This is a genomic window from Ewingella americana (assembly GCF_006438725.1).
Lineage (GTDB): Bacteria > Pseudomonadota > Gammaproteobacteria > Enterobacterales > Enterobacteriaceae > Ewingella > Ewingella americana_A.
This window is the reverse complement of sequence record NZ_RCZD01000002.1, coordinates 394,724-407,234: the sequence shown is the minus strand read 5'-3', so window position 1 is coordinate 407,234 and position 12,511 is coordinate 394,724. Positions and strand designations below refer to the sequence as shown.

General features: G+C 50.7%; 11 protein-coding genes. 2 read left to right on the top strand and 9 right to left on the bottom strand.

Annotated elements, in window-relative coordinates; all coding sequences use genetic code 11:
- The first annotated feature begins 201 nt into the window (after nt 1-201).
- Nucleotides 202-1,650 carry a tRNA uracil 4-sulfurtransferase ThiI gene (gene thiI / locus EAH77_RS05005; RefSeq protein WP_140470700.1) on the top strand — a complete coding sequence of 483 codons (1,449 nt, stop codon included), beginning with the start codon at nt 202-204 and terminating at the stop codon, nt 1,648-1,650.
- A 73-nt stretch (nt 1,651-1,723) separates the two neighbouring features.
- Here the strand turns inward: thiI and yajL are convergent, their stop codons facing one another.
- Complete coding sequence (gene yajL, locus EAH77_RS05000; protein WP_140470699.1) at nt 1,724-2,329, bottom strand: protein deglycase YajL; 606 nt, start codon at nt 2,327-2,329, stop codon at nt 1,724-1,726.
- Nucleotides 2,292-3,203 carry a 2-dehydropantoate 2-reductase gene (gene panE / locus EAH77_RS04995; protein ID WP_140470698.1) on the bottom strand — a complete coding sequence of 304 codons (912 nt, stop codon included), beginning with the start codon at nt 3,201-3,203 and terminating at the stop codon, nt 2,292-2,294. The genes yajL and panE overlap by 38 nt, the downstream gene beginning before the upstream one ends.
- A 258-nt stretch (nt 3,204-3,461) precedes the next feature.
- Here panE and EAH77_RS04990 point away from each other — a divergent pair, with 258 nt between their 5' ends.
- Nucleotides 3,462-3,953: a YajQ family cyclic di-GMP-binding protein gene (locus EAH77_RS04990; RefSeq protein WP_140470697.1), complete on the top strand. Its 492-nt coding sequence runs from the start codon at nt 3,462-3,464 to the stop codon at nt 3,951-3,953.
- Nucleotides 3,954-4,021: 68 nt separating this feature from the next.
- On the opposite strand, the gene EAH77_RS04985 is transcribed toward EAH77_RS04990, so the two are convergent.
- The 7 genes from EAH77_RS04985 to ampG all read right to left on the bottom strand — a co-directional run bounded on the left by EAH77_RS04985 (nt 4,022) and on the right by ampG (nt 12,402).
- Nucleotides 4,022-5,386 carry an MFS transporter gene (locus EAH77_RS04985; protein ID WP_161985767.1) on the bottom strand — a complete coding sequence of 455 codons (1,365 nt, stop codon included), beginning with the start codon at nt 5,384-5,386 and terminating at the stop codon, nt 4,022-4,024.
- Nucleotides 5,387-5,576: 190 nt separating this feature from the next.
- The gene (cyoE, locus tag EAH77_RS04980; RefSeq protein ID WP_140470696.1) at nt 5,577-6,461 is read right to left on the bottom strand and encodes a heme o synthase; all 885 of its coding nucleotides are present in this window, start codon (nt 6,459-6,461) and stop codon (nt 5,577-5,579) included.
- An 18-nt stretch (nt 6,462-6,479) separates the two neighbouring features.
- On the bottom strand, nt 6,480-6,812 hold the full coding sequence (locus tag EAH77_RS04975; protein WP_056771051.1) for a cytochrome o ubiquinol oxidase subunit IV: 333 nt from the start codon (nt 6,810-6,812) through the stop codon (nt 6,480-6,482).
- Entirely contained in the window at nt 6,809-7,426 is a 618-nt protein-coding gene (locus tag EAH77_RS04970) for a cytochrome o ubiquinol oxidase subunit III (RefSeq protein WP_140470695.1), read from the bottom strand. Before EAH77_RS04970 ends, EAH77_RS04975 begins: the two co-directional genes overlap by 4 nt.
- Nucleotides 7,416-9,407, bottom strand: a complete 1,992-nt coding sequence (gene cyoB / locus EAH77_RS04965) for a cytochrome o ubiquinol oxidase subunit I (RefSeq protein WP_140470694.1) — start codon at nt 9,405-9,407, stop codon at nt 7,416-7,418. Before cyoB ends, EAH77_RS04970 begins: the two co-directional genes overlap by 11 nt.
- A gap of 3 nt (nt 9,408-9,410) precedes the next feature.
- Nucleotides 9,411-10,370, bottom strand: a complete 960-nt coding sequence (cyoA, locus tag EAH77_RS04960; protein ID WP_140470693.1) for a cytochrome o ubiquinol oxidase subunit II — start codon at nt 10,368-10,370, stop codon at nt 9,411-9,413.
- A gap of 553 nt (nt 10,371-10,923) precedes the next feature.
- The gene (gene ampG, locus EAH77_RS04955; RefSeq protein WP_140470692.1) at nt 10,924-12,402 is read right to left on the bottom strand and encodes a muropeptide MFS transporter AmpG; all 1,479 of its coding nucleotides are present in this window, start codon (nt 12,400-12,402) and stop codon (nt 10,924-10,926) included.
- Nucleotides 12,403-12,511: the final 109 nt, after the last annotated feature.

Below are 12,511 nucleotides of genomic sequence, written 5' to 3'. Positions count from 1 at the left end.
TCACATCCGATATGTGGTTTTGCGCGCAGAGTCCTCAGTTTAGGTGATATACTCCGCGCCGCTGTTGTTTTTGTTTACTTAAAAAGTATTGTTAAGCCCCATCATTTTGCATAAATGGCTATTGGCTTAACAATAATAGGCTCTCTGAGCCATATACAGCCACTCATGACCCCTAATTCTCACCGCTGACAAAAGACTGCCATGAAGTTTATCATTAAATTGTTCCCAGAAATCACCATCAAGAGTCAATCTGTGCGTTTGCGCTTCATTAAGATCCTCGCAAGTAGCATCCGTAACATCGTGAAGCCTCATGATGAGACCCTCGCGGTGGTGCGCCACTGGGATCATATCGAAGTTCGCAGCAAAGACGAAAGCAAACACGACTTGATCATCGAATTGTTGTGTCGCATCCCCGGCATCCGCCACGTTGAAGAAGTGGAAGACCGCCCTTATACCGATGTCCACAATATCTTCGAGCAGGCGCTGGAAGCTTACCGTTCTGAAGTGGAGGGTAAAACCTTCTGCGTGCGCGTAAAGCGCCGTGGCAAACATACCTTCAGCTCCGGTGATGTCGAGCGTTATGTGGGTGGCGGTTTGAATCAGCATATTGAATCGGCGAAGGTGAATCTGACCGCGCCGCAAGTCACAGTGAAGCTGGAAATCAACGACGACCAGCTTGTACTGATTAAGAGCCGTCATGAAGGTCAGGGCGGCTACCCGATTGGTACGCAGGAAGACGTGTTGTCACTGATTTCAGGTGGTTTCGACTCCGGTGTATCGAGTTACATGCTGATGCGTCGTGGCTGCCGCGTACACTATTGCTTCTTCAATCTTGGCGGCTCTGCTCATGAGATTGGCGTCAAGCAGGTGGCGTATTATCTGTGGAAACGCTTTGGCAGTTCGCACAAAGTGCGTTTTATTGCTATCGATTTCGAACCGGTAGTGGGCGAAATTCTCGAAAAAATCGAAGATGGCCAGATGGGCGTGGTGCTGAAACGTATGATGGTGCGCGCGGCGTCGCAAATCGCTGAACGCTATGGTGTGCAGGCGCTGGTGACCGGCGAAGCGCTGGGCCAGGTTTCCAGCCAGACGCTGACCAACCTGCGTTTGATCGACAATGCGACTGATACCCTGATTCTGCGCCCGCTAATTTCCCACGATAAAGAGCACATCATCAATATCGCCCGTGAAATTGGTACCGAAGACTTTGCCAAAACGATGCCGGAATATTGTGGTGTAATTTCTAAAAGTCCGACCGTAAAAGCGGTAAAAGCTAAAATCGAAGCCGAAGAGCAGCTGTTTGACTTCTCAGTGCTCGACAAAGTGGTCAGTGAAGCGCAGAACTATGACATTCGCCATATCGCCGAAGAAACCGCCAAGGAAGTGGCAGAAGTCGAAACGGTGGACGCGTTTGCTTCTACGGACATCCTGCTGGATATCCGTGCACCGGACGAAGCCGAAGATAAGCCGCTGGATTTGGACAACGTAGAGGTCAAAACCTTGCCTTTCTACAAACTCAGTGCGCAGTTTGCGGATCTCGACCAGAGCAAAACCTATCTGCTGTATTGCGACCGTGGCGTCATGAGCCGGTTACAGGCGCTATACCTGATCGAGCAGGGCTTTAAAAACGTGAAAGTCTATCGCCCGTAAGTTTTGCGGGAACGAAATATAAACCCGGCATTGCCGGGTTTTTTTATGTGTTTTTCTACATCAGAACAGGCACTTATTCCCGCGCTCCTTCGTCAGTGAAATTATAAATTCCCGGCGACATCACGAGCTGTGCCGCAATTTCAGCCGCTTTGGGTCTGCCAAGCAGCAGTTCGATCAGTTTGAGGGTGAACTCTATCGCGCTGCCAGGACCTTGGCTGGTCAGCAGATTGACGCGCGGATCATACATGACGCGGCGATCGGACCATTTTGATGGCGAGATCTTCTCTTTTAAAGAGGGTGATCCGGTGATATTAGCGATAGGGAACAGGTCATGATATTCCAGAACCAGGGCAGGAGCAGCACAGATGGCCGCTACAATCTTGCCGGCAAAATGGGTCTGACGCACGGTTTCGACTAAAAGTGGGCTGTCGCGAAAACACTCCGCGCCTTTAAGGCCACCGGGCAGGACAATGGCCTCAAAGTGGTTGTCAGCCACATCCACCAGTGCAACATCTGCCAGAATACGCACGCCGCGCGAGCAGCGGATCTCCAGATTGCCGTCACCCGCCACACTGGCCGTTGTTACGTTGACACCTGCACGGACCAGCAAATCAATCGCGGTGACCGCTTCAATCTCTTCGCTACCAGGTGCCAGACAAACCAGAACCGAAACGCTCATAGTTATTTTCCTTTCTTTTAATCATTTCAAATAAACGGGTATTTGCTGGCAGGGTGAGCCCATGCTTACGGGCGCGGCGAATAATGTAGCCGGTGATGTAGTCAATTTCGGTATGACGTTGGCCCCGGATATCCTGCAACATTGATGAGTGATTGGCCGCAGTGGTGTCGATTACCTGATAAACATAACTCAGCAGCGATTCCGTATGTGTCTGGTATCCCTCAATGGCCATCACATCGGCCACTTCGGCACAGATTTGTTCGATTTCACCCGAGTACGCCATAAGATCACCGTTCGTACAGTTATGTACGGCGGTTAGCGGATTGATCACGCAATTTACCGCCAGCTTATTCCACAGCGAGGGATAGATGTTGTCATGCCAAGCGACGTCAGGCAGGGCATTATGCAAAACGTCCGCCAGATGGCTTGACGCCGCACCGCGTGCGGATACCGGACCAATATGCGTTACGCCGCTGGCCACGTGAAGAATAGAATTGCCTTCATGGCGAGCGGCGTGGGTGGTAGCACCTTGTAAAATCGAGAAGCGGTTTGCCGGTAGCTCTTCTATTGTCCCCATGCCGTTATGCAACAGGAGCAGAGTGCAGTTATCATTCAGCATTGGCATTAATGCGCTGACCGCGCCTGAAACCTGCCAGGCTTTGAGGGTGACTAACAAAAGCTCGCTTTCAGCCAGATGCTGCGGATCATTGGTGGGCAAATTACGGTTAAATGCCCCGCCGTCGGCATTGATTACGTTTACCGCGCAGAAAGGCTGTGCAATGCGGATCCAACCCTGAACATCGTGTCCTTGCTCATACAAAGCGGAAAGCCAAAGTTGGCCTAAAGCCCCGCAGCCAAGTACTGTAATCTTCATTATGCCTCCTGAGCAATTGAATGAACGCACTCAGTGAATCGAATGTTATGTTTCTTGTTTGTTATTTATTTGTAGTTATTAGTATAGCTGTTTGTGCTGTGCGTCACACTTTTTCGGGGATTTTATGCCTGTTCGGGCTTCAGTCAACAAAAGGATGCGGCTTGGTTTTGGCATCAAAGGGCGAAGGCGGTATTATGCACGCCATCAAACGACTTATCATCATAACGACATGGGTTAATATCCCAGGGAGAAGCGATTATGCCGTCATTCGACATTGTTTCCGAAATTGACATGCAGGAAGTCCGCAATGCGGTCGAGAATGCCAGCCGTGAACTGACCACTCGTTGGGATTTTCGCAACATTCCTGCCAGCTTCGAGCTGAACGAAAAGGACGAGTCTATCAAGTGCGCCAGCGAATCTGATTTCCAGGTTAATCAGCTGGTGGATATTCTGCGCGAGAAACTGGCCAAACGCAGTATTGAAGGCGGGGCGCTGGAGGTGCCTGAGCAGATGGAGCACAGCGGTAAAACGTACAGCGTGACAGCCAAACTGCATTCCGGGATTGAATCCACGCTGGCGAAGAAGATTGTGAAACTCATCAAAGACAGCAAAATTAAAGTGCAGGCGCAGGTTCAGGGCGACGAAGTGCGTGTGACCGGCAAAGCCCGTGACGATTTGCAGGCGGTCATGGCACTGGTGCGTAACGGTGAGTTAGGCCAGCCTTTCCAGTTTAAAAACTTCCGCGACTGATTTTTACTGTTTTGGAAATGAAAAAGGACGCTATTGTCAGCGTCCTTTTTCATTGTTTGGTGATGCAGTCAGACGACAGCCACCAGTTGTTCCAATTTTTGGCGGTTAGTCTGTTTGGTATCCACTTTTACGTAGGCACTCAACTCTTCTGGCACCACCACCGCTTCGGCTACGCCAGGCTGGGCTTTGATACGGGCTTCGAGGGCTGAATCCTTGACGGCCAGTTCAGACAAAGTGATACGCAGGCTACTGACGTAGGGCGGTTCACTCATGGTTGAACTGACAAACAGCCAGACTACGGCAACGGCGGCGCAGACCAGAAATACTGCACCGGCACCCGCGTGACCGTAAACATAACCACCGAGGCTGCCGCCAATGGCGACACCCAGAAACTGGCTGGTAGAGTAGATGCCCATTGCCGTACCTTTGTATCCTGCGGGGGATTCTTTGCTGATGAGCGACGGTAAAATCGCCTCCATCACGTTGAAGGCCAGGAAGAACAGTTGAATACCCGCGATCACCACCCACAGGCGTAAACCGGCGTACCACAATACGATTTCTGCCAACAGAATAACCGTTACGCAGCCCATGAACACCTGCTTCATATGGCGCTTTTTCTCGGCGTAAATGATGACCGGGATCACCGCAACAAAAGAAACCAACATGGTCACCAGATAGACGCGCCAGTGCTCACTCGGCGGGAAACCCGCGTGTTCCATCACCTGCGGCAATACCACGAAGCTCGACATCAACAAAATGTGCAAACACAAAATGCCAAAGTTGAGTTTCAACAACTTGCCGTTGGACAGCACTTTGCTGAAACTGCCTTTGACCATGCTTGATTCACGGTTGAGCAGGTGCGTGGAAGGGGAGGGGACCACCATCAGCGTTATCACGATCGCGACCAGTGTCAGTAGTGCAATGGCCCAGAACAGGGCGTGTAGGCCCCAGGCATGGGTGATGATCGGGCCGAGTACCATGGCAATCGCGAAAGTCACGCCGAAGCTAATGCCGATAAAGGCCATCGCTTTGGTGCGGTTCTGTTCGCGCGTCAGGTCTGAAAGCAGCGCCATCACGGCGGCGGCAATTGCCCCTGAACCTTGCATAGCGCGGCCGATGATCACGCCCCAGATGGAATCTGTGGAAGCGGCCACCACGCTGCCGATGCAGAAGATAATCAGGCCAAAGACGATCAGCGGCTTGCGACCAACGCGGTCAGAGAGCAAGCCGAAAGGAATTTGAAAGATGGCCTGAGCCAGTCCGTAGATGCCAATAGCAATGCCGATAAGGGTTTCACTGGCGCCTGTCAGGGCCATACCGTAAGTGGTCAGGACGGGTAAAACCATAAACATGCCGAGCATGCGCAAGGAGAAAACTGTCCCTAATCCCCATGTCGCCCGGCTTTCCTGCGGGGTCATTTGGTTATCGTTCACATTACTACCTCAAAATCACATTCTGCACATTGTAGTGCTCTTAGCCAGTTAGGGTAAAACGATGGATCTTTAGCAGATATTACGGGTTGAGCCATAGCGGCAGAACAAAAGAAAAGGCCAGTATCGCTACTGGCCTTTCGATATGCTCGTTATCCAACTAAATGACAGCGCGTTAGGCTACCCGCTCGCGTTACCAAACGTAGGTTAACATCGATGTCGGTGCTGAGTTGAAATCAACAGACATCATAAAGCTGAGTGACATGATCGTGATGATGGAGAATCCAAACAGCTTTCTCGCCCAGACAATGTCGTTTTCGGCTTTGTACCCTTTCAGGGCCATGCCCAGCCACCAGATACTGACAGCACCGGCGACAATCAGGTATTTATAACCTGCGTAACCGCTCAGGGTCAGCATTAGCGTGGCAATCATAAACGCCAGAATGTAGACGGTAATATGATGCTTGGCGACAGAAATGCCTTTCACCACCGGCAAAACCGGGATACCCGCTGCCTGATAATCTTTAAAGCGGAAGATGGCAATCGCGTACGAGTGCGGCATCTGCCACAGGCTGAAGATCAGAAGCAAGATTGCAGCGCCCATATCGAACTGGCCGGTAACGGCACAGTAACCAATCACCGGAGGTGCAGCGCCTGACAAGCTACCAACCAGCGTGCCGTAAACTGATTTGCGCTTCATGTACAGGCTGTAAACGCCGACATAAACCACAAAGCCCATCACTGCCAGCCACATTGCCAGCGGATTGGCGCCCAGATACAGCAACGCAAAGCCCACAATACCCAGAATGGTCGCGTAAACCAGGGTTGTTTTCGGCGGTATAAGCCCCATCACCAGGACCCGGTTTTTCGTTCTTTCCATGATCCGGTCGATGTCGCGGTCGATGAAGTTGTTAAAGACACAACCCGAGGCAACGACCAGCGAAACACCCACCAGCGTGGAGAGAAAGAGTGGGAAGTCGATGCTGCCTTTGGCAGCAAGGAGAAATCCCCCGATGACAGAAATTAAGTTGCCGAAAATAATTCCTGGTTTCGTTACTTGCAGGTATTGCTTAATCATCACGTGCAGCTCGGCTCTTTAACTGACCATCATATTGAGGTTGAGGTTATACATAATCCACAATGAGCCCACAACGACGATAAAGATAATCACAGCGGTGAACAGAAATGCCACCAGGTTCCAGCGTGCTTCCGACGCAGTACTTAAGTGCAGGAAGAACACCAGATGGACCACGATCTGGATGACCGCAGATGCTACCACGGTGCCAATGATCAACGAATGCGAAGCAGTGTCGCTCATCACCATGGCAAACGGGATAACCGTCAGGATAACTGACAGGATGAAGCCAATCAGGTATGACTTCACGCTGCCGTGGCTTGCGCCGCCATGGGAAGTGGCAGAATGACTCATGCTAATACCCCCATCAGGTAAACAACGGTGAATACGCAAATCCAGACCACGTCCAGGAAGTGCCAGAACAGACTTAGGCACATCAGACGGGTTTGGTTAACGGCAGTCAGGCCACGACGGCTCACTTGAATCATCATCACAACGATCCAAATCAAACCACAGGTCACGTGGATACCGTGAGTGGCAACCAGCGCGAAGAAGGCTGACAGGAAGCCACTGCGGTCAGGACCAAAACCTTCTTTAATCAAGTGATGAAATTCATAGAGCTCCATCCCGATAAAGCCTAAACCGAACAGGAAAGTCAGGAACAACCAGGTATTAACAGCTTTTACGCTGCCTTTGGTCATGCCCAGCATCGCCATGCCGTAAGTAATACTACTAAACAGCAGGAAGAAAGTTTCGACCAGAACGAACGGGAGTTCGAAAATGTCTTTACCCGTTGGGCCGCCAGCGGTCCCGTGCACCAGTACTGCATAAGTTGCGAACAAACTCGCAAACAATATGCAGTCGCTCATCAGGTAGATCCAGAAGCCGAAGACTTTGGTTTCACCTGCGTCGTGGTGCCCATGCTCTGCATGGGCTGCGTCGTGGTTAGTCAGGGTATCAGTTGCCATGTTTCACGCCTGCTTTGCTGATTTGTTCAAAATGCTGGTTCTCGATACGTTCCACTTCTTCAGCCGAAACGTAGTAATCAACATCTTCATCGAAGCTTTTTACAATCCAGGTCACAACGATGCCGATGAAGGTCACGAGCGCCAACCACCAGATGTCCCAGATTAATGCAAAACCGCTGACCAGGCTGAGCATGGCGATGATGAAGCCTGCGCCGCTGTTGCGTGGCATATGAATTTTTTCATATTTAGCCGGTTTTACATAAGCTTCGCCTTTCTCTTTCATGTCCCAGAATGCATCGCGGTCGTGAACTTGCGGCACGATAGCGAAGTTATAGAACGGAGGAGGTGAAGAGGTAGACCACTCCAGAGTACGGGCGCCCCACGGGTCACCGGTCAGATCACGGTTTTGATCGCGGTCACGCACGCTCACAAAGATCATGATCAACTGACACAGAATACCGAGTGCGATCAACGCTGCACCACAGGCTGCAATAACCAGCAACAGGTGGAACTCAGGGTCGATATTCTGGCTGATACGACGGGTCATGCCCATGAAGCCCAGAATGTAGAGCGGCATGAAGGCAACGAAGAAGCCGATGATCCAGCACCAGAATGAACGCACACCCCATTTTTCATTCAGCGTGAAGCCGAAAGATTTAGGGAACCAGTAAGTCAGACCCGCGAAGCAACCGAAGACGACACCACCGATAATCACGTTATGGAAGTGTGCAATCAGGAACAGACTGTTGTGTAGCACGAAGTCTGCACCCGGCACCGCCAGCAGAACACCGGTCATACCACCGACGGAGAAGGTGATGATGAAGCCGATGGTCCACAGCATCGCAGCGTTAAGCTGGATACGGCCCTGATACATGGTGAATAACCAGTTGAAGATTTTTACCCCTGTTGGGATAGAAATGATCATTGTCATGATGCCGAAGAAGGCATTGACGTTGGCGCCTGAACCCATGGTGAAGAAGTGGTGCAACCAAACAACGAATGACAGCACGGTAATGGCGATGGTTGCCCATACCAGTGAGGTATAGCCGAACAGACGTTTTTTGGAGAAGGTCGCGGTAACTTCGGAGAACACCCCAAACACTGGCAGAACCAAAATGTACACTTCCGGATGGCCCCAGGCCCAAATCAGGTTGATGTACATCATCATGTTGCCGCCCATATCATTCGTGAAGAAATGGGTGCCCAGATAGCGATCCAGGGTCAGCAACGCAACGGTTACAGTCAGAATAGGGAACGACACGATAATCAGGACGTTGGTACACAGTGCAGCCCAGGTAAATACCGGCATTTTCATCAGCGGCATACCCGGCGCACGCATCTTGAGGATGGTGGCGAAGAAGTTAACACCGGTCAGCAAGGTCCCTATACCGGATATCTGTAGACTCCATATCCAGTAATCGACCCCCACGCCAGGGCTGTATTCCTTACCTGATAACGGCGGATAGGCCAACCAACCCGTTTGTGCGAACTCACCGACACCCAGAGAGATGTTGATCAGAATCACAGCGGCGGCGGTGAACCAGAAGCTGACGTTGTTCAGGAACGGGAACGCTACGTCACGTGCACCGATCTGTAGAGGAACGACGACGTTCATCAAACCGATAACGAAAGGCATCGCCATGAAGAAGATCATGATCACGCCGTGCGCGGTAAAGATTTGGTCGTAGTGATGAGGCGGTAAGAAGCCAGGTTCACCCGCTGAAGCGAGTACCTGCTGGCTACGCATCATGATGGCATCAGCAAAGCCACGCAGAAGCATGACGAAAGCAACGATGATGTACATGATACCAATTTTTTTGTGGTCGACTGAGGTTAGCCATTCGGTCCACAGGTACTTCCATTTACCGAAATAGGTGATGCCGGCAACTACTGCCAGCCCACCCAGAATTATCGCGGCAACGGTGACCATGATAATCGGTTCATGATACGGAACCGAATCAAGCGTTAATTTTCCGAACATCGTTTATTCCTCGGCTCCGGCTGCGTGAGACTGCCCACCCATATCCATGCCTTTCATGTCAGTGCCAGCAGGCATTGGCATGGTGTGACCTTCTGGCGCAGCCTTCATGTCATGCATGGAGTATTTGCCAATGATTTCTTTAAACAAACCAGGTTTTGCTGTGGAGAAGTATTCGACCGGGTTGTCGATACTCTGTTCAGCCAGTTTGTTGAAATCTTCAGTGGTTGCCAGTTGGTTCGGTGCGCTTTTCACTTTTGCTACCCAAGTGTCAAAATCGGCACGGGTTGGGGTCGCAATTGCGTTGAACTTCATGCCAGAGAAACCGCGGCCACTGAAGCTTGACGAGATGCCTTTATAGGTACCGGCTTCATTTGCAATCAAATGCAACTGAGTCTGCATACCGGCCATCGCGTAAATCTGTCCGCCTAACTGAGGAATAAAGAACGCGTTCATCACAGAGTCAGAGGTGACTTTGAACTGAACGGGGACGTCTTTTGGGATCACCAATTCGTTAACAGTGGCGATGCCCTGTTCTGGGTAAATGAATAACCATTTCCAGTCCAGAGAAACGACTTCAACCGTCATCGGTTTTTGGTCTGAAACGATAGGCTTGAACGGATCAAGCGAGTGAGTGGTTTTCCAGGTTATCGTTGCCAGAATGGCAATAATGATAATCGGCACAGTCCAAACCACGGCTTCGATTTTGTTGGAATGGGACCAGTTCGGGCTGTACTTAGCATTTGTGTTAGAAGCACGATACTTCCAGGCAAACGCCAAGGCCATGATAATAACCGGTATAACCACGATCAGCATTAATCCGATGGCGGTCAGTATCAGCGTTCTCTGCTCAAGTCCAATTGCTCCTTTGGGATCCATCAATGCCGTATTGCAACCGCTTAACATTAACGCAGAGGCAAATAAGGACAACATCCCAATACTTTTATTGTATTTCTTAAGTCTCATCTAACGACCTCAATAAATCAGGGCTCTATTGTCGCTCCATGTGTGCGGGCATTTTACGGGAAGGTTGCAGTACTGTAAACACGCTTAAGGAAGTGTCAGCAGGCCGTTGCCACATTATGTTAACGAAGTCACAGATGTCACGGAGAGTGACAATTTCTCAATGTCAACAATATGTTGCAGTAGGTTCTTTTACTATGGTGAGCAAAAACAAGGTATAGCAGTCAGGAAGGATATTTAACGCTGAGTGTAATGTTCTGGGTAGGTTTAATTAATGTTAATGCAATGTATAAATGCGGTGAATTTAAAAATACAAACCAGGTAAAAAAAAAGTGTATTTGAAAGATGCTGTAACTTATTAAATATTATTTATTGCGGAAAACTTATCTTAGCGCAGGGAAATTAACCCCAATTTACTATCTGGATAACAATACTAAATTCCGTCAGTTAGCGCTAAAACGACCCGAAACCCTCTTGCCGATCAACAAGGTACATCAGGCCAGATTTTGATTTACCGGGCAACGACACTCATTCCTAAAATTTAAGCGAACAGATGTCAGGCCATCTTTTCGCGCCGCAAGGCCAGAAAATCCAAGGTGCTGCCGAGTGCGATCCCAGACAGACAAATCAAGGAAGCGGCTTCAACCAGGCGCTGCGGCAGTGTGTCCCAGTTTGTCCAGGCTAACCCGTTGCTCACCAGCGTGATAAGCCAGGCGGCCAGCAGAACGCATCCGAGCAGCAGCATACGCAACGCCAATTTATAGCTGCCAGGGAAAGCCTTTCTTGGCAGGAAGCGGTCAGTCTGCTGAGTATATTCCAGTGTCTGACGGCACACCGCCAGCAGCAGCAAGCCCGGCACGGCTGCCACGATAGAAAATAGATAGAACAACGGCCAGCCGTGTGCTTCAACAAACCAGCCTGCAATTGGGCCGACATACACACGACCCACGGCAGAAAGCGCGGAAAGAAGGGCAAACTGGGTGGCAGAAAAAGATTTGTTACACAGCGTCATCAGCAGGGCAACGAAGGCTGCGGTCCCCATTCCGCCACACAAATTTTCAAAGAAAATCGCCGTGCCCATCGAATAAAGATGCTTGTCGGTGACCGCTAAAATCCAGTATCCGGCATTGGAAACGCCCTGCAAAATGCCAAAAATCATCAGGGCACGGAACAGGCTCAGGCGCTGCATGAGCATACCGCCATAGAGCGCACCAATGATAGTCGCCAGCAAGCCGAGGGTTTTGTTCACCAGCCCAACTTCACCGGCATCAAAGCCGACTCCGCGGATTAAAAACGTGGTACTCAGGCTGCCGGCAAAGGCATCGCCCATTTTGTACATCACAATCAATAGCAGAATAAGCCAGGCGTTATTACGCCCGAAAAAGTCCTTTAGCGGAGCGACAACGGCGATTTCGATGGTACGGGGTGCCGGTTCAGAGACCTCAGGCTCCGGTGCCATAATAGTGGCGATTACGCCAATTAACATCAACCCGGCCATCAACCAGTACATGTGCTGCCAACCTAGGTAGCGGTCGGCTAGCCACAATGCCAGGCCACCGGACACCAGCATCGCCAACCGATAGCCGAGTACCGATACCGCCGCACCGCTGCCTCGCTCTGCTGCTGGCAGTAAATCGGTTTTGTAAGCGTCAAAAACGATGTCCTGAGAAGCCGAAGCAAAGGCTATTAACACCGCCAGTGCCGCCAGCCAGAATAGTTCTTTCGACGGATCCATATAACCCATGCCAAAAATGGCGGCAACTAAAAGCAGTTGCGTGAGGATTAACCATCCACGGCGGCGGCCAAAGAAAGAAGGGGTGTAGTGGTCCATCATCGGGGACCAGAGGAACTTGAACACGTAAGCCTGGCCGACCAGCGAAAAGATGCCGATGGTTTTTAAATCGACATTCTCCACCGTCATCCACGCCTGCAGCGTGCCGGAAGTCAGAGCGAGGGGTAAGCCTGAAGCAAAACCCAGCAACAACAGGATCAGGGTGTTGCGTTGTGTGAAAATGTTGAAGTACTGACTTACCATGAAAATATGTTCCCGCAGACCGGTGAAAGAGTGTCGCAGGGGCATAATAAAGGATGCAGGGAGATAATAAAGAAGGGATTGCCGGAACAGCGAATATGTCGGTCGTGGC

Bases quoted from the DNA above. Each gene is read 5' to 3' on its own strand.
- thiI (WP_140470700.1), top strand. From the start codon at position 202: ATGAAGTTTATCATTAAATTGTTCCCAGAAATCACCATCAAGAGTCAA.
- yajL (WP_140470699.1), bottom strand. From the start codon at position 2,329: ATGAGCGTTTCGGTTCTGGTTTGTCTGGCACCTGGTAGCGAAGAGATT.
- panE (WP_140470698.1), bottom strand. From the start codon at position 3,203: ATGAAGATTACAGTACTTGGCTGCGGGGCTTTAGGCCAACTTTGGCTT.
- EAH77_RS04990 (WP_140470697.1), top strand. From the start codon at position 3,462: ATGCCGTCATTCGACATTGTTTCCGAAATTGACATGCAGGAAGTCCGC.
- cyoE (WP_140470696.1), bottom strand. From the start codon at position 6,461: ATGATTAAGCAATACCTGCAAGTAACGAAACCAGGAATTATTTTCGGC.
- EAH77_RS04975 (WP_056771051.1), bottom strand. From the start codon at position 6,812: ATGAGTCATTCTGCCACTTCCCATGGCGGCGCAAGCCACGGCAGCGTG.
- EAH77_RS04970 (WP_140470695.1), bottom strand. From the start codon at position 7,426: ATGGCAACTGATACCCTGACTAACCACGACGCAGCCCATGCAGAGCAT.
- cyoB (WP_140470694.1), bottom strand. From the start codon at position 9,407: ATGTTCGGAAAATTAACGCTTGATTCGGTTCCGTATCATGAACCGATT.
- cyoA (WP_140470693.1), bottom strand. From the start codon at position 10,370: ATGAGACTTAAGAAATACAATAAAAGTATTGGGATGTTGTCCTTATTT.
- ampG (WP_140470692.1), bottom strand. From the start codon at position 12,402: ATGGTAAGTCAGTACTTCAACATTTTCACACAACGCAACACCCTGATC.